This window comes from Streptomyces rectiverticillatus (genome assembly GCF_013394065.1).
GTDB lineage: Bacteria > Actinomycetota > Actinomycetes > Streptomycetales > Streptomycetaceae > Streptomyces > Streptomyces rectiverticillatus.
On sequence record NZ_CP040752.1, the window covers coordinates 2,806,032 to 2,828,944 of the forward strand.

The window sequence follows — 22,913 nt, forward strand, 5'->3', positions numbered from 1 at the left end:
AATGCGAATGGTCCGATTTCCGGGAGTGTCCCCGCTGTGTACGGATTGCCATTTTAGGGGGCCTTTTTACGACTTACGGCAGTGTGTGAAGGACTACCGTGCCAGCCGTCCGGCGCAACGGCGCGCAGCTTGGCCGTGGCTCACACGATCGGGGGCGCGCCCTCGATCGGGCGTCCGAGGACGCCGGGGCGGCGCTGCCAGGGTCGGGGGCCCCCGGGCGGCCGGTAGTCCACGCCCAGGGCGTCGAGCCGGGCGTAATGGGCGGTCATACGGCGTTCGAAGGCGGGGTAGTCGCGCTCGGCGGGCGCGGGCAGGTCCGACCAGACGGCCTCGGCGAAGGCGGCCAGGCGCGGGAAGGCCTGGTAGTCGACGCGCTGCTGGTTCTCCGTCACCTCACTCCAGAGGTTGGCCTGGGCGCCCAGGATGCGGGCGGCCTCGGCGCCGGTGAGACCGGGCGGCACGGGGTCGAAGCGGTAGACGTCCTCCAGGGTGCGGACGTAGCCGATGGGTACGGGCTCGTCGGTACCGGGCGCCTGCCGGTGGTCGAGGTACACCTGCTGTTCGGGGCACATGACGACGTCGTGTCCGGCCCGCGCCGCGGCGACGCCGCCCGCGTAGCCCCGCCAGGAGGACACCGTCGCCCCCTCCGCCAGGCCCCCTTCGAGGATCTCGTCCCAGCCGGCCAGCCGCCGCCCCCGCTCGGCCAGCCAGCGGTCGAAGTGCCGGACGAACCAGCTCTGCAGCTCGTCCTCGTCCGCCAGGCCCAGCTCCCGGATCCGGGCCTGTGCGGCCGGCGACGCCTTCCACTGGTCCTTGGGGCACTCGTCGCCGCCGATGTGCACGAACGTCGACGGGAAGAGGCCGAGGACCTCCGTGAGGACATCCTCGTAGAAGGCGAGCGTGGCGTCGGAGGGGGCGAGGACGTTCGGGCTGACGCCCCACGTGTCCCACACCGTCAGGGCGGCGGTGTCGACGACGTCGGCGTTGCCCAGCTCGGGGTACGCGGCGATGGCGGCCTGCGAGTGTCCCGGGATGTCGATCTCGGGCACGACGGTGATGTGCCGCTCGGCGGCGTACGCGACGATCTCGCGGATGTCGTCCTGCGTGTAGTACCCGCCGTGCGGCCGCCCGTCCCACAGCGGCGACGCCCGGTGCCCGGCCTTGGTGCGCGGGCGCCAGGCGCCCACCTCCGTCAGCCGGGGACGGCGCAGGATCTCGATGCGCCAGCCCTGGTCGTCCGTCAGGTGCAGGTGCAGGACGTTGAGCTTGTGCGCGGCGAGGAGGTCGAGGTAGCGGAGCACGCCGTCCTTGGGGAGGAAGTGGCGGGCCACGTCCAGGAGGACGCCGCGCCAGCGGAACCGTGGCGAGTCCCTGACGAAACACGTGGGCACGGACCACTCGCGCTTCCCCGTGACCGGCGCCCGCCGGAAGGCCTCGGGGCCGAGCAGCTGACGGAAGGTCTGGGCGCCCCAGAAGACCCCGGCCGCGCTGCTGCCGCGGATGTGGACCCCGTATCCGCTGTTGAAGAGCTGGTAGCCCTCGGGCCCGAGCTCGGGCTCCAGATCGGCGTCGATGCGCAGGCTGATGAGGTTGTCGCGGCCCTCGCCGCCCGCGCCGTCCGCGTCGCCCGCGCCGTCCGGGAGCGGGAGCCCGGTGGCGGCGCCGACGGCGGCGCGGAGCCAGCGTGCGACGCCCTCGGTGCCCGGCCGGGCCTCGATGCACGTCGCCTCGTCGACGACGGAGAAACCCTCGCGGCCGGGGCCGAATTCGGGACCCGGATCGGGACCGGGACTGGGACTGGGACCAGGGCCGGGACCGACCACCCGGGCGGACTCCAGGGGGGCGGGAATCAGGCCCGCGAGGGACGACTCGGAATGCCTCATGGAATTCAGTCCTTCACCGCTCCGCCGAGGCCCGACACGAGCCTCCGCTGTACGAGTACGAAGAAGACGAGTACCGGGACGGTCATGACGGTCGACGCCGCCATGATGCCGCCCCAGTCGTTGCCCTCGTCCTTGAAGAAGACGAGGAGCGCCATCGGCAGGGTGGAGTTCTCCGTGGCGCTGACGATGAAGGACTTCGCGAAGAGGAAGTCGTTCCACGTCGAGATGAAGGAGAAGACGCTCGTCGCGACGAGCCCGGGGAAGACCAGCGGGAAGAGGATCTGCCACAGGAAGCGGGCGCGGCTCGCGCCGTCGAGGTAAGCGGCCTCCTCCAGCGCCTCCGGCACGGCCCGGACGAATCCGCGCAGCATCCAGATCGCGAAGGGCAGCGAGAAGGCGATGTGGGGCAGGATCAGCGACCCGAGGGTGTTCAGGCCGATGCCCGGAACGGTCTGCCCCGCGTCACGCAGGAGGAAGAACAACGGGATGGTGAGGGCCTCGACCGGCACCATCTGGGCGACGAGGAACATGACGAGCAGCGTCGTCCGGAACCGGAAGCGGAAGCGGGTGACGGCCGTCGCGGCGAGGAAGGCGACGGCCGCGGAGACCACGACGACGGTGCCCGCGACGAGCAGGCTGTTGAGGAAGTAGCGCGCGAAGTCCTGCTGGCCGAAGACGCGGCGGAAGGCATCCAGGGAGGGCGCGGACGTCCAGGGGCGGGGCCGCTCCGACTGCACTTCACCCGCCGGCTTCACCGCCGACAGGACCATCCAGTAGAGCGGGAAGGCCACCACGGCGGCGGTCAGCAGGGCGGCGGCCTCGGCGGCGAGGCGCCACGGGCGGCGGACGCGGAGGAAGCGGGGGAACCGGGATCCCCAAGGGGAGCGGACACGGGTAACGCTCATATCTCCTCCCCCTGGCGCCTGAGCAGCCGCAGGTACCCGAGCGTGACGGCGAGCAGGATCAGCAGCATGACGACCCCGATGGCCGAGCCGAGGCTGTACTGCGAGGAGGCGAACGCCTTCTGGTAGGCGTAGACGTTCAGGGTCAGGTTCTGTCCGGCGACCCCGCCGCCGTTGGTCATCACATAGATCTGGGTGAAGACCTTGAAGTCCCAGATGACCGACTGGATGGTGACGACGACGAGGATCGGCCGGAGCATCGGCGCCATGACCCCGCGCCAGATACGCCACTGCGAGGCCCCGTCCAGGGCGGCCGCCTCCAGGACCTCGCGGGGGATGGCCCGGATGCCCGCGTAGACGGTCACCATGACGAAGGGGAACGAGCACCAGACGACTTCGAGGAGCACGAGCGCGAAGGCGCTGTAGCGGTCGTACGTCCACGCGTAGCCCTCGAAGCCGGACAGGCCGAGCCACGTGAGCGCCTTGTCGACGGGCCCGAAGTCGGGGTCGAAGAGGAAGAGCCAGACCGTCGAGCCGGTGACGGCGGGCGTGGCCCACGCGCCGAGCGCGGCCGCCGTCAGGACGAGGCGGGGCAGGGCGCGTACGCGGGTGAGGAGCACGGCGAGCGCGCAGCCGACGGCGAGGGTGGAGAGCACGCAGGCGGCCGCGAAGAGGACGGTCGTGACGAGCACCTCGCGGAACTGGGTGTCGCCGAAGAGTGCCGCGTAGTTGCCGAAGCCCTGGAAGGAGGTGGGCCGGCCGCCGCTGACCTGGGCCTGTGTGTACTCCAGGAAGGAGATGAGGCCGAGCTCGTATACGGGGTAGGCCAGCAGTCCGCCGATGAGGACGAGGGCAGGGGCGAGGTAGAGCCAGGGCGTCCACCTGCTGCGGGCGCGCCCCGCTGCTCTGCTCCGGGTACCCATCGCTCAGCCCGCCGCCCTGAAGGCGGCGTTCATCTTCCGCGCGGCGGCCGAGGCGGCCGCGTCCACGCTCCTGCGGCCGCTCACGATCTCCTGGAGCATCGTCGGCAGGACCTGGCCGGCGTCGATGGCGGCCCAGGCGGGGGTCACGGGTACGAAGGCGGCGCCCGCGGCGAGCGTCTTCACGAAGGGTTCGGCGAAGGGCTGCCTGCGGGCCGCTTCCCGGCGCACGTCCGTGTAGGTGGGCAGGAAGCCCATGGCGTCGAAGAGCTCGGACTGGGTGCGCTTGCCGGTGAGGGTCCGCATCAGGGCGACGGCGAGCGTGCGGTGGGAACTGCCCTTGAGGACACCGAGGTTGTTCCCGCCCGCGAAGGCGGGGGCGATGCTGCCTTCTTCGGCGCCCGGCAGCGGGACGACCGCGTACTTGCCCCGGGCCTTGCCGTTCTCGACGGCCCGGTGGCTGAAGTCGCCGCCGATGGCCATGGCCGCCTTGCCCGATGCGAACGCCTCGACGGTGGCGTTCCCGCCCATCTGCGCGCACTTGGCGGGCGGGCAGTTGTGGTCGCCGAACAGGCCGGTGTACGCGGCGATGCCCTTCTTCGCGTCCTCGCGGTCGATCACGGCGGTGTACTTCCTGCCCTTCTGCTGCGCGAGCGCGCCGCCGTTGGCCCACAGGAAGGGCAGGGCCCCGTACGTGTACGCGCCGCCGACCACGAGCCCGTACATCCCGGGCCGCTCCCGGTGGATGCGGCGCGCGGTCCCGGCCAGTTCCGCCTGGCTGCGCGGCGGCCGGAGGCCGAGCTCGCGGAAGACGTCGGTGCGGTAGTAGAGGGCGCGCACGCCGACGAAGAGCGGGGCGCCGTAGACCTTGCCGTCCACGGTCACCGAGCGGCGGGCGGCGGGGTCGGCGTCCTTCGCCTCGGGCCAGGCGGCGAAGTCGGCGGTCACGTCGGCCAGTCCGCCGTCGCGCACGTAGCCGGCGGTGTCGGTGTTGCCGTACTCGATGACGTCGGGGGCGCTCGCGGGGTCGTTGAAGGCGGCCTTGATCCGCTGGGCGCGCGTCTCGACGGGGATGTAGGTGACGTCGACGGAGACGCCGCGGTGTTCCCGGGTGAAGGCGGCGACGGCCTTGTCGACGACGGCGGCCTTGGGTTTGTTGTCGACCTCTCGGAAGAGCCAGACGCGCAGCCGTCCCGTGCTGTCGTCGCCGCGGGCGCCGCCGACGGAGGTGGAGGGGGCGCAGGCGGTCAGGGCGAGGACGGCCGCTGTCAGGGCCGCCCAGGCGGAGAAGCCACGTCCGGACAGGCCACGTCCGGACAGGCCACGTCCGGAGAAGCGACGGCCGGATAAGCGACGTCCGGACAGCGTCATAGGGTCCCCTCCCGCGTGGCGTTGCAACATACGCAATGGGCGTTTCGCTCAGCACAACTGGCAGGAGAGTAGAGGCGTGCCATGGCCCGGACAAGAGGTCTCCACCACTCCGTGATCCGCAAAAGCACCCTGCGCAACGCACGCGGCGCCCGGCCCGCACGCACGCGGCCCCCGGGACGCGCCTCAGCGCATCCCGGGGGCCGGGAAAGATCCGGTGGTTCCGGCGGCGGGGAGCCGGGCCCTACTTCTTGTCGCCGCCCTTGCCGCCCTTGCCGCCCTTGTCCTTGTCCCCGCCGGCGCCCATGCCGTCGAAGATCTCCTTGCACATCGGACAGACCGGGTACTTCTTCGGGTCGCGGCCCGGGACCCAGACCTTGCCGCAGAGGGCGACGACCGGAGAACCGGAGAGCGCGCTCTCCATGATCTTGTCCTTCTGGACGTAATGGGCGTAGCGCTCGTGGTCGCCGTCGCCGTGCGACACCTGCGGCGTCGGCTCTACGAGGGTGCCGGTCCCTGCCCCGCGCTCGGGCTCAAGAGTGCTCATGGTCTCCAAGGGTACTGGGGGACACCGCCGGGGACCGATCCCCGGTCCGGCCGTTTCCCGCCCGGGTCGCCGCGAGGGCGTGGAGCAGCAGGCCGGCCCCCGCGACGGCCGCGGCGGCCCACGGCAGGGCGGACGGCCGCAGGCCCGCGGAGAGCGCGAGCCCGCCGAGCGCGGAGCCGACCGCGCTGCCCAGGTAGAGGGCGGAGTTGTTCAGGGCCAGGACCACGGTGCCGCGGCCGGGCCGCAGCGTGAGCAGCCGGTGCTGCTGGGGCACCTGCAGCGCCCAGCCGGCCGCGCCCCACAGCACCAGCGCGAGCCCGGCGGCGAGCGGGACGGGCGCGAGGAGGGGCAGCGCGGCCTGGGCGACGGCGATCCCCGCCAGCACCGCCCCGACCAGCGCCCGCGGCCGGGCGCCCCCGTCGACCAGCGGCCCCGCGGCGAGGCTGCCGAGGACGCCGCCCACACCCCACGCCCACAGGTACGGGGTGACGCCGTGCACGCCGCCGGCCGACTCCATGACCGGCGCGAGGTAGGTGTAGAGGCCCAGGCTGGCGACGGCCGCGAGGAAGGAGACGGCGACGACGGGCGCGACGGCCCGGTCCGCGAGGGCCGCGAGCCGTTCCCTGGCGGCCACGGCGACGGGCGGTGCGGGCAGCGGCGGCAGCAGCGCCGCGAGCCCCGCGAGGGCGGCCGCGCCCAGGGCGGTGACCAGCCACAGCGTGGCCCGCCAGCCGGTGTGCTCGGCGAGCAGGACGCCGAGCGGCACGCCCAGCACCGTGCCCGCGCTCATCCCGCCCATGACCAGGGCGAGCGCCCGGCCGCGGCGCTCCGCCGGCACCAGCGAGGAGGCGGCCGCCGTGGACAGCGCCGAGTACAGCCCCGCCCCGGCCCCGGCGGCCACCCGGGCGGCGATCAGGGACCCGAAGCCCGGCGCGAGCGCGGTGAGGCCGTTCGCGATGGTGAAGACGGCGAGGGCCGCGATCAGGGCGGCCCGGGGCCGGCGGCCGGAGAGCAGGCTCGCGAAGAGCGGCGCGGACACGGCGTAGGCGAGGGTGAAGGCGGTCACCAGCTGCCCGGCGAGGGCCACGTCCGTCCCGGTGTCGTCGGCGATGGCGGGCAGCAGCCCGGCCATGACGTAGGCGTCGAGGCCCAGGGTGAAGGACCCCAGGGCCAGCAGCAGGACCTTGCGCACGGCGCGTCTCCCGTCGTCTTGCATCCGATATGACGGCGGGGACGCTAGGCAGCCGGCACAGGGGCGGGGAAATGCCTCGCGGGGCCCATTTATGCTGGGGCCGCATGAATGAGCACCCCGGCGGCGTCCCCGGCGGCGTCCCCGACGTCGGCCTGCGCCAACTGCGCTGCTTCACCGCCGTCGTGGAGGAGCGCAGCTTCACCTACGCCGCGGCCCGGCTCGGCATGGGGCAGCCCGCGCTGACCCGCGCGGTGCAGTCCCTGGAGGAGGCGACCGGCTCCCGGCTGCTGGAACGGACCACGCGCCGCGTCGCCCCTACACCCGCCGGACAGCGGCTGTACGAGGAGCTGGGCGCGCTGCTCCCCCGCCTGGAGGACGCCCTGCGCGCACCCTGCCGGGAGACCGTGCTGCGGCTGGGGTTCACCTGGCTGCTGCCGGAGGCGTGCGCGCGGCTGGTGGAGGACTTCAAGGCGGCTACGGGCGCGGGCGTACGGCTCGTACGCCGCGACGCGGCCCTCGCCGGCCTCGACACGGGCGAGACGGACGTGGCCGTGCTGCGCGGCGCGGAACCGGCCGGCGTGCGCAGCCGGATCCTCTTCCACGAGGACCGGGTGGCGGCCGTCGCCCGCTCCTCGCCGCTGGCCCGCCGCCGGGTCCTGGACTGGCCGGAGCTGGCCGCGCTGCCGCTGGTCGTGAACACCGTCAGCGGGACGACACGCCCGGAGCTGTGGCCGGAGGGCGATCGGCCGGCGGTGGCGTGCACCGCGGGGAACTTCGACGAGTGGGTGGAGTCGGTGGCGGCCGGCCACGGGGTGGGCGTGACGCCGCGCTCGGCCGCCGAGCGGTACACGCACCCCGGCGTGCGCTTCGTCCGCCTGAAGAACGCACCACAGGTGCCGGTGCGGCTCGCGGTGCCGGCGAAGGGCGCGCATCCGCTGGCGGAACGCCTGCTGCGCATGCTCGCGACGGGCTGATCCGGCGATGCCCCGAAGGCACAGCGGGGCGTCAGTTCAGGCTCGGGTCGTCCGGATACGTGGCGACCATCGCCAGTTCGTTCCGCTGGCGCCGCAGCACCGCACGCCACAGCTGCGAGGGGTCGGGCGACGACACGTCGCCCGGCTCGGACTCCACCACGTACCACGCGCCCTCCACCAGCTCCTCCTCCAGCTGGCCGGGGCCCCAGCCGGCATAGCCGGCGAAGATCCGCAGCGACCCGAGGGCGGCCGCGAGCAGCTCCGGCGGGGCCTCCAGGTCGACGAGGCCGATCGCGCCGTGGACGCGGCGCCAGCCGAGCGGGCCGTCGCCGACGACTGCGGAGGCGCCCGTCTTGTCGTTCCCCTCCCCCGGCACCACGGCCACGCCCAGCGCCGAGTCGAGCGAGACGGGCCCGCCCTGGAAGACCACGCCCGGCTCCCCGGCCAGCGCGGCCCAGGACTCCAGGATGTCGCCCACCCCGACGGGGGTCGGGCGATTCAGGATCACTCCGAGGGAACCCTCCTCGTCGTGGTCGAGCAGCAGCACCACCGCGCGGTCGAAATTCGGGTCAGCGAGCGCCGGTGTCGCGACAAGCAGTCGTCCTGTGAGCGAGGACACCTCGGACATGGGCACATGATCCCGCATTTCGGGCCCGTGCGGGGGGTGGACGCCCACTCAGGCAAGAAAGGGGCGGCCCCCGGCGCCCCGCCGATAACCGGTAGCGACCATTCCATTAACGGAGCGTGTTGTTGCAAAGCCATGACGTGCCCGGAGCCCCCTCAGGCATGCAGGACGGCCCCCTCGTCGCATTACCCTTTCTTCTTGCCCCCTGCCCAACTCCAGGAACGCGAGATCCATGACCGGCCCTGACGATGTCCTGCTTGTCCACGGCGGTACCCCGCTCGAGGGCGAGATCCGTGTCCGCGGCGCGAAGAACCTCGTGCCGAAGGCCATGGTCGCCGCGCTGCTCGGGCACGGCCCCAGCCGACTGCGCAACGTCCCCGACATCCGCGACGTGCGCGTCGTGCGCGGACTGCTGCAGCTGCACGGTGTGACCGTCCGCCCCGGCGACGAGCCCGGTGAGCTGGTCCTCGACCCCACGTACGTGGAGAGCGCCAACGTCGCGGACATCGACGCGCACGCCGGCTCCTCGCGCATCCCGATCCTGCTGTGCGGCCCGCTGCTGCACCGGCTCGGCCACGCCTTCATCCCCGGCCTGGGCGGCTGCGACATCGGCGGCCGGCCGATCGACTTCCACTTCGAGGTGCTGCGCCAGTTCGGCGCGACCATCGAGAAGCGCGAGGGCGGCCAGTACCTGGAGGCCCCGCAGCGGCTGCGCGGCTGCAAGATCCGCCTGCCCTACCCCTCGGTCGGCGCGACCGAGCAGGTGCTGCTGACCGCCGTCCTGGCGGAGGGCGTCACCGAGCTGTCCAACGCGGCCGTGGAGCCGGAGATCGAGGACCTCATCTGCGTACTGCAGAAGATGGGCGCGATCATCGCCATGGACACCGACCGGACCATCCGGATCACCGGTGTCGACAAGCTCGGCGGCTACAACCACCGCGCGCTCTCCGACCGCCTCGAGGCCGCCTCCTGGGCGTCCGCGGCGCTGGCCACCGGGGGCAACATCTACGTGCGCGGCGCGCAGCAGCGCTCGATGATGACCTTCCTCAACACCTACCGCAAGGTCGGCGGCGCCTTCGAGATCGACGACGAGGGCATCCGCTTCTGGCACCCGGGCGGCTCGCTCAACGCCATCGCGCTGGAGACGGACGTCCACCCCGGCTTCCAGACGGACTGGCAGCAGCCGCTGGTCGTGGCCCTGACGCAGGCCTCGGGCCTGTCGATCGTCCACGAGACGGTGTACGAGTCGCGCCTCGGTTTCACCTCGGCGCTGAACCAGATGGGTGCTCACATCCAGCTGTACCGCGAGTGCCTGGGCGGTTCCGCCTGCCGCTTCGGCCAGCGCAACTTCCTGCACTCGGCGGTCGTCTCCGGCCCCACGAAGCTGCAGGGCTCCGACATGGTCGTCCCCGACCTGCGCGGCGGCTTCTCGTACCTGATCGCGGCCCTGGCCGCGGAGGGCACCTCGCGGGTCCACGGCATCGACCTGATCAACCGCGGCTACGAGAACTTCATGCAGAAGCTGAAGGACCTCGGCGCCAACGTGGAAATGCCCGGCGGCGACACCAACGCCTGACGCGGCCCCCGGTCGGGGGTCGCCGCACCGGCGCCTGAGCGCAGCCGTTCTGACGGGCCGTAAGCGCCTGTACGAGCCATTCAAGGCCCGTACAGGCGCTTTCGTGCATCCAGGTGGCCGTAGGCCGTCCGCGGGCCTTGCAGGGCCCGTAGAAGCCCGGGAAAAGCCCGAAGGGCGGTCACCCCGGCCCGGGGTGACCGCCCTTCCAGCGCTGAGCGCAGCGCTGAAGGCCTTACTTGCCCTTGGCGGCTTCCTTGAGCTTGGAGCCCGCGGAGACCTTCACGCTGTAACCGGCAGCGATCTGGATCGGCTCACCCGTCTGCGGGTTGCGAGCGGTCCGAGCGGCACGGTGGGTGCGCTCGAAGGTCAGGAAGCCGGGGATGGTGACCTTCTCGTCGCCCTTGGCGACGACCTCGCCGACGGTCTCGGCGAGCGCGGCCAGAACGGCGTCGGCGTCCTTGCGGGTCACCTCGGCGCGGTCGGCCAGCGCGGCCACCAGCTCACTGCGGTTCATGTTGTACTCCCGTGTTCTTCTTGCCAATGAGGCGTGAGATCGAAGCCGATGCTGCCAGGGCCCTCGGACAGTCCCCGGACCCGGGTCCGTTGCCAGACCCTCGCGCCCGGTTACGCATCCTGCCCCCACCAGTGGCGGGAAAGCCAATCCGGCACCCTGGAGAGTCACACGGAAAGCGGCACAGCCTCGGATACAGCCGCATTTCTGCGGCCTGATTTCTGCCCGACACCTTAGGGGCAGGTCGCGGGCCCGTGGGCCCGCGACGCGCCGTCATCAGACGGTCGTGGTGCCCGTCACAGCCGCACCGGCGGCCTTCGCGGCCTCGCGGACCGCCCCCGCGACCGCCCCGGCGACCTTGTCGTTGAAGACGCTGGGGACGATGTAGTTCGCGTTGAGTTCGTCTTCGGTGACGACGTCGGCGAGGGCGGTGGCGGCGGCGAGCATCATGTCGGTGTTGACCGTGCGGGACTGTGCGTCGAGGAGGCCGCGGAAGACGCCGGGGAAGACCAGGACGTTGTTGATCTGGTTGGGGAAGTCGGAGCGGCCGGTGGCGACGACGGCGGCGGTCTGGCGGGCGATGCCGGGTTCGACTTCGGGGTCGGGGTTGGCGAGGGCGAAGACGATGGCGTTGTCGGCCATGGCGGCGACGTCGTCGCCGCTGAGGACGTTGGGGGCGGAGACGCCGATGAAGACGTCGGCGCCGTGCACGGCTTCCTTGAGGGTGCCGGTGATGCCTTCGGGGTTGGTGTTGTCGGCGATCCAGCGCAGGGCGGTTTCGGGGCCGGCGTCGATGAGGTCGGGGCGTGCGGCGTGGACGACGCCGTGGATGTCGGCGACGACGGCGTGTTTGACGCCGGCGGCGATCAGGAGTTTGAGGATGGCCGTTCCGGCGGCGCCGGCGCCGGACATGACGACGCGTACGTCGCCGATGTGCTTGCCGACCACGCGCAAGGCGTTGGTCAGGGCGGCCAGGACGACGATGGCGGTGCCGTGCTGGTCGTCGTGGAAGACGGGGATGTCCAGGGCTTCGCGCAGGCGGGCTTCGATTTCGAAGCAGCGGGGGGCGGAGATGTCTTCGAGGTTGATGCCGGCGAAGCCGGGGGCGATGGCTTTGACGATCTCGACGATGGCGTCGGAGTCCTGGGTGTCCAGGCAGATCGGCCAGGCGTCGATACCGGCGAACCGCTTGAAGAGGGCCGCTTTGCCTTCCATGACGGGCAGGGCGGCCATGGGGCCGATGTTGCCCAGGCCCAGGACGGCGGAGCCGTCGGTGACCACGGCGACGCTGTTGCGTTTGATGGTCAGGCGGCGGGCGTCCTCGGGGTTCTCGGCGATGGCCATGCATACGCGGGCGACGCCGGGGGTGTAGATCATGGAGAGGTCGTCGCGGTTGCGGATGGGGTGCTTGGAGGCCATTTCGATCTTGCCGCCGAGGTGCATCAGGAAGGTGCGGTCGGAGACCTTGCCCAGGACGACGCCCTCGATGCCGCGCAGTTTCTCGACGATCTCGTCGGCGTGCTCGGTCGAGGTCGTCGCCATCGTGACGTCGATCCGCAGCTTCTCGTGACCGGAAGCGGTCACGTCCAGGCCGGTCACCGAGCCGCCGGAGGATTCCACGGCCGTGGTGAGCTGGCTGACCGCGGTCCCGCCGGCGGGAACCTCCAGCCGGACCGTCATCGAGTACGAGACGCTAGGCGCCGTTGCCATGGCCGACTTCCTCTGCTTTCCCTTGTTTCGCTGATGCGCGCACCGCCGGGCCGGCGGGACGCCGACCGAGGGAGCGCAAGTAACGATCGTCCCACCTACCGACCGGTAGGCGGTAACCAGGGATGAATTTCGGAAATAAAGTTCCGCAATATAAGAGGTCGTCGGTGACGCTGCCGGGCCACGCCCGCCCGGCCCGGAAACGCCGACGGGCGCCCCTCTCGGAAGAAAGGGCGCCCGCCGGGACACTGATGACACCGACCCGCCATGCTCGCCTCGCGGCAAGTGGTCGCTCGAAGCGACTAAGGTTGGGCCCGGGGGCTTGGATCGAGCCGGTGCCACACCCAGGCTAACAAACCGCCCTGGAAAGTCATTCCACCCGGGGAAGTTCGCCCGCGGGGGCTCCCCCGGCGGCAGCTGGGGGAGCGTCATTCCACCGCCATAGCGCGACCCTGTGCCGCGCGGCCTCAGTCCCGCAGCAGGTCCGGCACCCCGTCCGCGTCCGGGTCGTCGCGCTCGCCGGAGAGCACCGTCAGCCGCTGGGTGGCGCGGGTCAGCGCCACGTACAGCACCCGCAGGCCCGCCGGGGACTCGTCCGCGATGTCGGCCGGCGAGACGACGACCGTCGCGTCGTACTCCAGGCCCTTGGCCTCCAGGCTGCCCAGCACCACGACCCGGTCGCCGAGCCCGGCCAGCCAGCCGCGGGCCTCCGCGCGCCGCGCCATGGGCACGACCACGCCGACCGTGCCCTCGACGTCCGCCAGCAGGTGCTCCGCCTCGGCCCGGACGGCCGGGGCGAGGGCCTTGCCCGCGACGGCGAAGCGCGGCACGACGCCCGTGGAGCGGACGGCCACCGGGGACTCCATGCCCGGCATCGCCAGCGCCAGCACCTTGGCCGCGAGCCCGGCGATCTCCGCGGGGTTGCGGTAGTTCACGGTGAGCCGGAAGCGGGTGCGCCGGCGGGCGCCGAGCGCCTCGTCGCGGGCGGCGGCGGCCTCGTCCGGGTCGGACCACGAGGACTGCGCCGGGTCGCCGACGATCGTCCAGGTGGCGGTACGGCCCCTGCGGCCGACCATGCGCCACTGCATGGGCGTCAGATCCTGCGCCTCGTCCACGATGACGTGCGCGTAGTCGCGGCGCTCCTCGGCCAGGCGCTCGGCGCGCTCGCGGCGCGACTCCGAGCGCTGCGGCATCAGCTCCTCCAGCCCGGTGAGCTGGTCGAGCGGGTCGTACTCGCGCGGCCTCTTCGGGCGGGCCGGGGCGCCGAGGAGCGTCTCCAGCTCGTCCAGCAGGGCCACGTCGTGCACGGACAGCGGGCCGCGCCCGGCGGCGTCCAGGCGGCGCAGCGAACGGGCCAGCAGCCGGATCTCGCGCGGGTTGAGCACCCGGCGCGCGGAGCGGGCGAGGCGCTTCTCGTCGGCCATGCCCGCCAGCACCTGACGCGGCGTCAACTCCGGCCACCAGGCGTCGAGGAAGGTGAGGAAGTCGTCCTCGGTGGTGATGTCCTCGTCGAAGGCGGAGCGGGCCTCGGCGGCGAGCTCGGGGTCGGTGTAGCGCTTGGGGCCGCCGGCCCTGGACCACAGGGCGTCGAGGATCAGCCTGCGGGCGCGCGGGCGCAGCAGGTTGACCGGTGCGGTGCCGCCGAGGGCGGCGTTGCGGATGCGCTTGAGATCCTCGGCGCCGAGCTCGATGCGGGCGCCGAAGGCGACGACGCGCAGCCGGTCGGGGACGCCGGGCCGGCCGGCGCGAGCGCCGGTGCGGCCGGGCCGGCCGAGACCGCCGGCGGGGTCGTCGAACAGCCCACCGTCGAACAGTCCACCGTCGAGCGACAACTGGCCGTCCCGCTCCACCGGCGCGGCGCCGGGTCCCTCCGGTGCGGCGCCGCGGCCGCCCGGTGCGGCGCCGGGTGCCCGTCCGGCCGCCGCGTCCGGGCCGGAGGCCTCCAGCGCGCCGCGGACCGCCTTGCGCAGCACCTTGAGCATGCGCGAGGAGCCCTTGATGCGGGCCACGGCCGGCTCGTCGTACGTATCGGCCTCGGCGCCGTCGACGAGCGAGCCGACGGCCCGGATGGCGACCTGCCCCTCCTCGCCGAGGGAGGGCAGCACGCCCTCGGTGTAGGAGACGAGCAGCGGGGTCGGGGAGACGACGAGGATGCCGCCCGCGTAGCGGCGGCGGTCCTGGTAGAGCAGGTAGGCGGCGCGGTGCAGGGCCACGGCGGTCTTGCCGGTGCCCGGGCCGCCCTCGACCTCGGTCACCGACGCGGCGGGCGCGCGGATGACCATGTCCTGCTCGGCCTGGATGGAGGAGACGATGTCGCGCATCGTGTGGCTGCGGGCCTGGCCGAGCGCGGCCATCAGCGCGCCGTCGCCGACGACCGGCAGGGTGTCCCCGCCGAGGGTGGCGGTCAGCTCCGGGCGCAGCAGGTCGTCCTCGACGCCGAGGACGCGGCGGCCCTTGGAGCGGATGACGCGGCGGCGGACGACGCGGCCGGGCGCGACGGGCGTGGCGCGGTAGAAGGGCGCGGCCGCGGGCGCCCGCCAGTCGATGACCAGCGGGGAGTAGTCGGCGTCGAGGACGCCGATGCGGCCGATGTGCAGGGTCTCGGCGATCTCGGCCCGATCGTTGCGGACGGCGTCGTCGGCGGGCTCGACGGAGGTGTAGGCGCCGTCGGGGCCCTTCTTGCCGTCCTTGCCGAGCAGCAGGTCGATGCGGCCGAAGAGGAAGTCCTCGAATTCGTTGTTGAGCCGGTTGAGGTGCACCCCGGCGCGGAAGACCTGGGCGTCCCGCTCGGCGAGCGCGCCGGGCGTGCCGACCTGCCCGCGCTTGGCGGCGTCGTCCATGAGGAACTCGGCCTCGTGGATCTTCTCCTCCAGGCGCCGGTAGACCCGGTCCAGATGCTGTTGTTCGGTACCGATCTCGCGGTCGCGGACCCCGTCGGGCTCACTCTGCGGTCCGGTCGCCACTTGCGCGTGTGTGGCGTTCTGCGCGGCCACCCAAGCCCCCTTCTGCTGTGCCTAGGGCAGCCGTCAACCGTACGCGAACAGGGGTACTGAGCGCACCTGTCGGTACATGACTGTTTTCATCGGGGTTGAAGGGTTTTTGGTCACACCTTGACGGTCGCGAGCAGTTTGCCGTCGAGTGTCCGCACCTCGAACCGGGAGATATCGCTCCGGTTCAGTGCGGCGCCGCCGTGGGTGTACAGCGGCTCCTTGCTCCATTTGCCACCCTTGTCGCCCTTGCTGTCCTGATCATCCTTACTGCCGTTGTCGTCCTTGCCGCCCTTGTCGTCCTTGCTGCCCGTGTCGTTCCCGTCCAGGCCGTAGCCGCCCGGCGGGACCGCCCACGTCGTCACCGTCTGCCGCTCCCCGTCCTTGCCCACGGCGACGAGATCGCAGGTCAGCGGGCCTCTGACGTGGGAGAGCCGGAGGGCCACGTGGGTCCCCCACGCCTTCGGCTGCAGCGAGACCGTCGCATCGACCTTCGTGACCGGGTCGACCGCGCCGATCTTCTCGCCGTCCTCGTACATCTGCTTGGCCGCGCTCACACCGCTGTGGTCCGGGGCCTCCTCGGAGAAGACCGCGGCGCCCACCAGCGGGCCCGCGACGATCAGCGCGGCGGCGGCCGCGACCAGGCACAGGCGACGGGTGCGCTGCGCCCGGCGGGTGGCCGTGACACCGGCGAGCAGGCGGTCGAGGAGCGCCGGGTCCGGGCGTGGCGCGAGGGCCTCCGGGCCGGGCGCGGACTCCTTGAGGTCCGCGAGGAGCGGGGTCAGGCCCATCAGGTCGTCGAGCTCGGCGGCGCACCGCGGGCACCCGGCGAGGTGCTCCTCGAACCGGGCGGCGTCCGCCTCGTCGAGGACGCCGAGGGCGTAGGCGCCCACCTCGGTGTGCTGCTCATGGTCCGGTGCCGGCCGGTTCATGCCGTCACTCCCCGTTCTTCGAGCGAGAGCTTCATCGAGCGCAGTGCATAGAAGACCCGGGACCGCACGGTCCCCGCCGGCACGCCCAGCACCTCGGCCGCCTCGCTCACCGTACGTCCCCTGAAATAGGTCTCGATCAGCGCCTCCCGGTGCGCCTCCGTCAGGTCGCCCAGCGCGTCGTTGATGGTCATCAGGCGCAGCGCCCGGTCGATCTCGTCGGCCGCCGGGACGAGTTCCAGCGGCCCGGGGTCGACCTCGCGCGGCCGCGCCTGCCGGCTGCGGTGGTTGTCGATGACGATGCGCCGGGCGACGGTCACCAGCCAGGGCCGTACGGAGCCGGGGGACCCGCGCAGCCGGTCGGCGTTGCGCCACGCGCGCAGCAGCGTCTCCTGGACGACGTCCTCGGCGCGCTGGCGGTCCCCGTCCACCAGCCGGAGGACGAAGGCGAGGAGCGGGCCCGCGTGCTCGTCGTAGAGCGCCCGCATCAGGGCCTCGTCGGGACTCGTCCTGTCAGCCACGGCGGCATCCTTGCGCAAGCCTTCCCCCTGGTCGATAGCGCGCGTCGGTGTTCACTGTCAGTGCGCGTGGCCTCCGTTCGGGCCGGGGCCTTCCGGTGACGTCCTCCGATGACGTCCTCCCGTGACGTCCTCCGGCCGTGGATACGGGCGGAACGGCGGCGGCGTTCAGCGGCGGGCGCGTGATGCAGGTCTCGGCCCCCGGCTGAACGGGGGAACGGACCGGGCCCGTACGACAGCCCGAGAAGCCGGTGCAGGGGGTAGCGGCTCCGTACGGGGAGGTTCACCGTGAACCGTTTCGGCAAGCGCAGGGCCGTCGTCTTCACCGCCACCGCAGCGGCCGTCGCCGCCGGGGTCGGCATCGCCTTCGCGGTGGTGCCGGGGGACGGCGGGGAGGGCGGCGGCGGGGCGGGCCGCGGGTCCGGCCGGCAGGGCACCGCCGTCTCGGGCGCGGCGAGAACGGCGACGTACGGATCCCGTTCTTCGCGAAGAAGCTGCCCGACGGGCGGAGCAGCGCCACCGGCACGGTGAAGGTCACCGACCGGAAGCTCTTCGACGCGCTGAAATCCGGTCCGGACGGCTTCTACTTCAACCTGCACACCGGTGAATTCCCGGGCGGTGCGGTACGGGGGCAGGTACACCGGCTGAGCGAGCCGCTCGACAGGAAACCCGGCACGAAAGCCGACATGAAAGCCACCCTGAAGAGCGTGCAGGCGTCCGTCGTCGAGGGCCGCCAGATCTACGCGTGCACCCGGCAGGACGGCGGCGGGTTCGCCTTCACCCAGGAGGGCGTCTCCGCCACGCTCGGCGGGGACATCGCCCACTCCTTCGTACGGCCCGGAGGCGACCCGCAGTGGATCGCGCCCGACCGCTCCGCCGTCACCGGCAAGGTCGTCACCAAGACGCCCAACGGGGACGGGAACATCCCCGAACTCGGCCTGCGGGCGACCCCGTCGGGCGCGAGGACCGGCGTCCTCGCCTCCACGACGGAGATCCTGCGGCTGAACACGCGGGGCGGCGTGGCCCTCGCCGGGCCCTGCGATCCGCAGCGGCAGCCCAAAGCGGCCGTGCCCTACCGGGCGGACTACGTCTTCATCGCGCGTTGACCGCGCGGCGGCGGTGGCGGGCCACGCGCTCGCGGTTGCCGCACACCTCGCTGGAGCACCAGCGGCGCCGGCGGCCGCGGGACGTGTCCAGGTAGACCAGGGAACACGTCTCGCCCTCGCACCGGCGCAGCTGCCCGCGCGCCGCCGGATCCGTGAGCAGCTCCACCGCGTCACGGGCGATCCGGCCCACGACGGCGCCGCAGTCGGGCGCGGCGGCGACCGTACGGACCAGGGTGCCGTCCTCGGCCCGCACGGCCCGCAGCGCGGGCGGCGCCGTCGCGGCGAGGGCGTTCACCCGCTCCAGGTCGGGGTCGGCGGCGCGGCCGTCCACCTCGGCGTGCACGATCCGGTGCAGCAGGCCGCGGACCGAGCGGACGCGGGCGAGCCAGGCGGCGTCCACGGCGGTCAGGGGGGTGCCGGGCGGCACGGCGCCGGAGGCCAGGAGCCAGTCGCGCAGCCGGTCGGGGTTGTCGAGCCGGTCGACCGGCTCGACACCGAACCGGCTGCCGACCGTGGCCACCAGATCCAGACAGAGCCGCCCGGCATCGAATCTCAGATCAGCGAAGCCCGTCACCACCCCACCAGAGTGCCTCGCGGCAAGCGCCCGTGAAACCCCTCACCCCGGGGGCAGTTCGCCGGCACGGCACCGCCGGACACCCCGGTGGGGGCCGATCACCGCCGCGGCGGAAGAAACTGCCGGCAGCCCGGCCACGCTCGCTGCCACCGCCGCGGCGACGGTCGCCGGCACCCGGCCGTCAGCATCGTTGCCACCGGCCCAAACCCCCGCCGCAACGGCGAACAACCCCCGCGGCGCCACCCGGCGGTGCCGGAACCACCGGCAGTACGGCACCGCCGAACACCCCGGTGGGGGCTGATCACCGCCGCGGCGGAAGTAGGTGCCGGCAGCCCGATATGTTCGCTGCCACCGCCGCCCGCCGCAACGACCGTTGCTGGCACCCGGCCGCCACCATCACCGCCACCGGCCCAAACCCCCGCCGCAACGGCGAACAACCCCCGCGGCGCCACCCGGCGGTGCCGGAACCACCGGCAGTACGGCACCGCCGAACACCCCGGTGGGGGCTGATCACCGCCGCGGCGGAGGTAGAGGTTGGTGGTTACGTCGTCATCAGGGCCTCATCCAGCCGCGGTAGCCACGAACCCCGTGGGCGGGTCAGCCAGCCGTGGTGGGACGTCAGGGTCGTGGCCGCCACCCGCAGCGCGGCCATCGCCGGGTGGCGGAGGCCGCGGCGCCAGACCATGGAGATGGGTGAGAGCGGCACGGGGTCCACGAGGGGGCGGAGCACCATGTCGGGGACCTCGATGAACTCCACGCTCGCCAGCACCGACCACCCCCGCCGCCGTACGACCCGCACGAACTCCCCCTTCCCCTCGATCTCCGGGAACGGCGCGGCGATGCCGATCCCCCGCCCCGCGAAGAGCCGCTCGGCGAGGTCCGTCCACTCGGCGGTGGCCGGGTTGCCGGCGGCGGCGTAGAGCGTTTCGCCGGCGAGGGAGTCCAGGGGCACTTCGGGCAGGGCGGCCAGCCGGTGCCCGGCGGGCAGGAGCACGGCCATCGGCTCGTACCGCACGGGGCAGTGCGACAGCTCCGCCCGTACGGCCGGGTCGAGGCCCGCGATCCGCCCGAAGGAGACGTCGAGCCGCCCCGCGAGGATCTCCCCGGCGGCGCCGGTGAGCCCGCTGTGGAAGCGGGCCACGAGCTCGTGTTCGGGCGCGGCCTGCCGCGCGGCGGTCAGGACCCGGTACCCGGTGCCGACCGTGGCCGCGCAGTCCACGATCAGCGGCCGTTCCTCGCGCGCCCAGGCGGCGTCGAGTTCGTCGTGGGCGGCGAGCACCCGCCGGGCGTACGGCAGCAACCGCGCCCCCTCCGCGGTGAGCGTGACCTGCCGCGTCGTGCGGGCGAACAGCTCGCTGCCCAGGCGCGCTTCGAGCCGGCGGACGTCGCGGCTGAGCGCCTGCTGGGCGGTGAACAGCCGGGTGGCGGCACGGGTGAAGTGCAGTTCCTCGGCCACGGCGACGAAGGTGCGCAGCAGGCGCGGTTCTATGTCGTAGGGCACGCCCGGCAGTCAACAACAGAAGTGCGTGAATGGCGAGTGATCGGGTGTTGGACCACATGGCCCGGGCGCCGCGAGGCTGAGGCCCATGCCCACCCCCACCCCCTCGCCCCGCTCCAACCCCTACGCCCGCCTGTTCGCCCTCCCCGGCACCCGCGCCTTCACGGCGTGGAACCTGCTCGCCCGGCTGCCCATGGGCATGTTCGGCGTCGGCGCCGTGATGATGATCTCCGCCGAGCGCGGTTCGTACGCGCTGGCCGGTGCCGTCACCGCGACGGGCCTCGCCGCGACGGCGCTGGCCGGCCCGTGGACGGCCAGGCTCGTGGACCGTCACGGGCAGGCCCGCGTCACCGTGCCGGCGGCCGCGTTCGCCGCCCTGGGCTCGCTGTCCCTGGTCCTGTGCGTGCACTTCGACGCCCCCGCCTGGACCCTGTTCGCGGCATACGCGGCAACCGCGACCACCCCCAACACGGGCGGGATGTCCCGCGCCCGCTGGGCGCACCTCCTGCGCGCCGACCCGGCCGCCCTGCACACCGCGAACGCCTTCGAACAGGCCGCGGACGAGGCGTGCTTCATGCTCGGACCGGTCCTCGCGACGTTCCTGTGCACGTCCCTCTTCCCCGAGGCGGGCACGCTCGCCGCCGCGCTGATGTTCCTGACGGGCGCGGTGCTCTTCGCAGCCCAGAAGCGCACCGAACCCCCCATATCCGCCGTGCCCCTGCGCCGGACCTCCCCCCTGCGGGGCAACCGCGGGCTGGTCGCGATCCTGGTCGTCTTCGTCTGCACGGGCGCGCTGTTCGGCTCGCTGGAGGTGGTGACCATCGGTTTCGCCGACGCTCAGGGCCACCGCGCGGCCGCGGGGGCCGTCCTGGCACTACAGGCGGCGGGTTCGTGCGCGGCGGGCCTGCTCTACGGACTGACGCGCCCGTCGTCCCCCGCGGCCGCCCGCTTCCCGCGCTGCCTGGCCGCGATGGCCGCCCTGGCGCTGCTGCCGCTCCTGACGACGGCGGCGGGCGGCGGGCTGCCGCTCCTCGCGGTCGCGCTGCTCCTGGCCGGCATGGCGACGGCGCCCACCATGGTCACGGGCATGAACCTGGTCCAGGGCCTGACCCCGCCGGGCAGCCTGAACGAAGGCATGACGCTGGCCGTGACAGGACTGCTCACAGGCATAGCGGCGGGATCGGCGGCAGGCGGCTGGGCCGTCGAGCACCTGGGGACCACGGGCTACGCGGTGCCGGCGGGGGCTGCGGCGACCGCGCTGCTCGCGGCGACGGCGGGCCGGCGGGCGCTCGCGGGGCGGCCCGCCCTCACCGTGCGGCCCGCCGCCTGAGCAGCACGCCCAGCCCCGCGGCCGCCAGCACCCCGGCCGTCGTACCGCCCGCCACGTACGCCACCGTCGTCCCGGACACCCCGGAGCCTCCCGGACCCTCGGCGCCCCGGCCGGCCGTGCCCCCGGCCGCCGCGGTGACCTGCAGCTTCGCGACCTTCGTCACCCGCCCGTGGTGGCTGGCCACGGTGACCGCGTAACTTCCCGGGGCGAGCCCCCGCCGGATCCGCGCGGGCGCGAAGTAGCGGGGGTCGTCCCCGTCCGCCGCCTTGCTGTCGTCGCGCCGCAGCCGCACCGGTCGCTCGAAGGCCGGCGAGGTGGCCGTCAGCCGCTCCTCCTCCCCCGGGTCGGGCGAGCGGTCGCGCCACAGGACGTTGACGGTGCCGCCCGCCGGGACCCGGTGACCGCGGGTGCGGGCGGCCTCCGGGCCGGTCCCGCCCGAGGCGCCGAAGAACGCCGGCCCGCGGGCGCGCCCCACGTAGTCGCGGTCACCGGGCCGTGCGGCGCGGACGACCAGCGGCTTCTCGTCGACGACGCGGCCGCCCGGCCCGTACAGCGTGACCTTGTACGTACCGTCGCGGGTGCCCGGCGGCAGCTCGGCCGCACCGGAGAACAGCCGCGGGTTGTTCCAGTCCGTGCTCGACGGATCGTGCGCGAGCCGCACCGGCGCGCGGAAGGCGGGCGAGGAGACGGCGAAGGAGCGTCCGGTCTCGCCCGGGTACAGACCGTCGTACGACATCCACAGCCGCTCCCCCGGCCGCAGTACCTCGCCGGGCGAGGTCACCGAGAAGCTGGGCCGCTCCGACGGCTTCACCTCGACGCGCTCCTCGGCCACGACCCGGCCGCCGGCCCGGACCGTCAGCGGGTACGTGCCCGGCTCGGTGGTCATCGCGATGGCCGGGCGGGCGTGGTGGCCGTCGTCGCGGAGGGCGAGGCGGACGGGGCGCGGGAAAACGGGCGAGAAGACGGTGACGTCACCCGGCGTGCGGATCCCCTGCACCTCTATGTCGACGAGCTCGCCCGGGCGGTTGTCGTAGGCGCTGTTGAGCAGCAGGTGCACCCCGCCGTCACCGTCGCCACCGCCGTCAGCCTCGTCGGCGGAGGCCGGGCCGGCACCGCCGGCGAGCCACAGGGCCCCCGCGGCCAGCACGGCGGCCACCGCCGTGCGCATCCGGTTCACCGGGCCACCACCCCCTCGCCATGGAGCGTCACCAGGAAAGAGGGCGGTGAAGGCCGATCGGTTGCCCGTCGGCACCAAGCACGACGAAAGCCCCTGGTCAGGAGACCAGGGGCTTTCGCCTACATGGGATGAGTGGAGATGGCGGGAATCGAACCCGCGTCCAACGGTGCAGAATCAGGGCTTCTCCGAGCGCAGTCCGCTGCGATTTTCTCGGCCCCGGAGATCACGCGGACAAGTCTCCGACGGGCTCAGTCACTGTTTGATTTCCCACTCGGCCCCGTGACCGGGCCTAGTGGTTTAGTTCCCTAGCTGATGCCAGGATCCGGGTCGGGAACAGCCCCGGGCTGACACTTCGCAAGTCGCTACTTAGGCAGCGAGGGCGAAGGAATCGCGCTTGGTGTTGGCGATTATTGGTTGCGACATATGGTTTACGAGATCATTGCCGCTTCCTCGGCTCGCTTCCCCTGCTTCGACATCCGCTGTCGAAACCGATCATCCCCATGTTGATTTTTCAATCTGCGCACCGGGTACCACCCCGTGTGCTGTCTCCATCGTACGTGACCGACGTACGACCGTGCCAGCGTATTAC

General features: G+C 72.9%; 20 protein-coding genes and 1 other RNA gene. 5 read left to right on the top strand and 16 right to left on the bottom strand.

Annotated elements, in window-relative coordinates:
• Positions 1-140 precede the first annotated feature (140 nt).
• From FGW37_RS12100 to FGW37_RS12125, 6 genes are all read right to left on the bottom strand, one after another.
• Positions 141-1,883 (bottom strand): beta-N-acetylhexosaminidase, encoded by a 1,743-nt coding sequence (locus FGW37_RS12100; protein WP_179081077.1) that lies wholly within the window; start codon positions 1,881-1,883, stop codon positions 141-143.
• Between the two features lie 5 nt (positions 1,884-1,888).
• Positions 1,889-2,788, bottom strand: coding sequence for a carbohydrate ABC transporter permease (locus FGW37_RS12105; protein ID WP_179081078.1), 900 nt, complete (start codon positions 2,786-2,788; stop codon positions 1,889-1,891).
• A complete protein-coding gene (locus tag FGW37_RS12110) occupies positions 2,785-3,708 on the bottom strand; it encodes a carbohydrate ABC transporter permease (protein WP_179081079.1) in 924 nt (307 codons plus the stop codon). The genes FGW37_RS12105 and FGW37_RS12110 overlap by 4 nt, the downstream gene beginning before the upstream one ends.
• A gap of 3 nt (positions 3,709-3,711) precedes the next feature.
• The gene (locus tag FGW37_RS12115; protein ID WP_179081080.1) at positions 3,712-5,076 is read right to left on the bottom strand and encodes an extracellular solute-binding protein; all 1,365 of its coding nucleotides are present in this window, start codon (positions 5,074-5,076) and stop codon (positions 3,712-3,714) included.
• A gap of 241 nt (positions 5,077-5,317) precedes the next feature.
• On the bottom strand, positions 5,318-5,620 hold the full coding sequence (locus tag FGW37_RS12120; RefSeq protein WP_087927915.1) for a DUF3039 domain-containing protein: 303 nt from the start codon (positions 5,618-5,620) through the stop codon (positions 5,318-5,320).
• Positions 5,607-6,812, bottom strand: a complete 1,206-nt coding sequence (locus FGW37_RS12125; RefSeq protein WP_179081081.1) for an MFS transporter — start codon at positions 6,810-6,812, stop codon at positions 5,607-5,609. The genes FGW37_RS12120 and FGW37_RS12125 overlap by 14 nt, the downstream gene beginning before the upstream one ends.
• Positions 6,813-6,916: 104 nt before the next feature.
• Between FGW37_RS12125 and FGW37_RS12130 the strand changes: the two genes are divergently transcribed.
• Positions 6,917-7,786: a LysR family transcriptional regulator gene (locus tag FGW37_RS12130; RefSeq protein ID WP_179081082.1), complete on the top strand. Its 870-nt coding sequence runs from the start codon at positions 6,917-6,919 to the stop codon at positions 7,784-7,786.
• 31 nt (positions 7,787-7,817) lie between these two features.
• On the opposite strand, the gene FGW37_RS12135 is transcribed toward FGW37_RS12130, so the two are convergent.
• Entirely contained in the window at positions 7,818-8,414 is a 597-nt protein-coding gene (locus FGW37_RS12135) for a YqgE/AlgH family protein (RefSeq protein WP_179081083.1), read from the bottom strand.
• A gap of 229 nt (positions 8,415-8,643) precedes the next feature.
• On the opposite strand from FGW37_RS12135, the gene murA reads away from it, so the two are divergent.
• A complete protein-coding gene (gene murA, locus FGW37_RS12140; RefSeq protein WP_179081084.1) occupies positions 8,644-9,987 on the top strand; it encodes a UDP-N-acetylglucosamine 1-carboxyvinyltransferase in 1,344 nt (447 codons plus the stop codon).
• Positions 9,988-10,219: 232 nt separating this feature from the next.
• Here the strand turns inward: murA and FGW37_RS12145 are convergent, their stop codons facing one another.
• The 5 genes from FGW37_RS12145 to FGW37_RS12165 form a co-directional block, all read right to left on the bottom strand.
• A complete protein-coding gene (locus FGW37_RS12145; protein ID WP_004951951.1) occupies positions 10,220-10,501 on the bottom strand; it encodes an HU family DNA-binding protein in 282 nt (93 codons plus the stop codon).
• A 273-nt stretch (positions 10,502-10,774) separates the two neighbouring features.
• Positions 10,775-12,208 carry an NAD-dependent malic enzyme gene (locus FGW37_RS12150; RefSeq protein WP_179081085.1) on the bottom strand — a complete coding sequence of 478 codons (1,434 nt, stop codon included), beginning with the start codon at positions 12,206-12,208 and terminating at the stop codon, positions 10,775-10,777.
• 464 nt (positions 12,209-12,672) lie between these two features.
• Positions 12,673-15,198 (bottom strand): HelD family protein, encoded by a 2,526-nt coding sequence (locus FGW37_RS12155; protein WP_425506518.1) that lies wholly within the window; start codon positions 15,196-15,198, stop codon positions 12,673-12,675.
• Between the two features lie 110 nt (positions 15,199-15,308).
• A complete protein-coding gene (locus FGW37_RS12160; RefSeq protein ID WP_179081086.1) occupies positions 15,309-16,124 on the bottom strand; it encodes an anti-sigma factor family protein in 816 nt (271 codons plus the stop codon).
• Positions 16,121-16,609 carry a sigma-70 family RNA polymerase sigma factor gene (locus tag FGW37_RS12165; protein ID WP_246430772.1) on the bottom strand — a complete coding sequence of 163 codons (489 nt, stop codon included), beginning with the start codon at positions 16,607-16,609 and terminating at the stop codon, positions 16,121-16,123. The genes FGW37_RS12160 and FGW37_RS12165 overlap by 4 nt, the downstream gene beginning before the upstream one ends.
• A 318-nt stretch (positions 16,610-16,927) precedes the next feature.
• On the opposite strand from FGW37_RS12165, the gene FGW37_RS33290 reads away from it, so the two are divergent.
• Both FGW37_RS33290 and FGW37_RS12170 read left to right on the top strand, forming a co-directional pair.
• Positions 16,928-17,170, top strand: a complete 243-nt coding sequence (locus tag FGW37_RS33290) for a hypothetical protein (RefSeq protein ID WP_246430894.1) — start codon at positions 16,928-16,930, stop codon at positions 17,168-17,170.
• Positions 17,134-17,745: a DUF3455 domain-containing protein gene (locus FGW37_RS12170; protein ID WP_246430773.1), complete on the top strand. Its 612-nt coding sequence runs from the start codon at positions 17,134-17,136 to the stop codon at positions 17,743-17,745. Before FGW37_RS33290 ends, FGW37_RS12170 begins: the two co-directional genes overlap by 37 nt.
• Here FGW37_RS12170 and FGW37_RS12175 read toward each other — a convergent pair.
• Positions 17,732-18,319 (bottom strand): CGNR zinc finger domain-containing protein, encoded by a 588-nt coding sequence (locus FGW37_RS12175; protein ID WP_425506519.1) that lies wholly within the window; start codon positions 18,317-18,319, stop codon positions 17,732-17,734. The two genes, FGW37_RS12170 and FGW37_RS12175, sit on opposite strands and share 14 nt — an antisense overlap.
• Before the next feature lie 541 nt (positions 18,320-18,860).
• Positions 18,861-19,820, bottom strand: a complete 960-nt coding sequence (locus tag FGW37_RS12180) for a LysR family transcriptional regulator (RefSeq protein ID WP_179081090.1) — start codon at positions 19,818-19,820, stop codon at positions 18,861-18,863.
• Between the two features lie 85 nt (positions 19,821-19,905).
• Between FGW37_RS12180 and FGW37_RS12185 the strand changes: the two genes are divergently transcribed.
• Complete coding sequence (locus FGW37_RS12185; RefSeq protein WP_179081091.1) at positions 19,906-21,147, top strand: MFS transporter; 1,242 nt, start codon at positions 19,906-19,908, stop codon at positions 21,145-21,147.
• Here FGW37_RS12185 and FGW37_RS12190 read toward each other — a convergent pair.
• On the bottom strand, positions 21,125-22,315 hold the full coding sequence (locus tag FGW37_RS12190; protein WP_425506644.1) for a hypothetical protein: 1,191 nt from the start codon (positions 22,313-22,315) through the stop codon (positions 21,125-21,127). The two genes, FGW37_RS12185 and FGW37_RS12190, sit on opposite strands and share 23 nt — an antisense overlap.
• Before the next feature lie 139 nt (positions 22,316-22,454).
• Positions 22,455-22,824, bottom strand: a transfer-messenger RNA (tmRNA) gene (gene ssrA, locus FGW37_RS12195).
• Between the last annotated feature and the right edge of the window lie 89 nt (positions 22,825-22,913).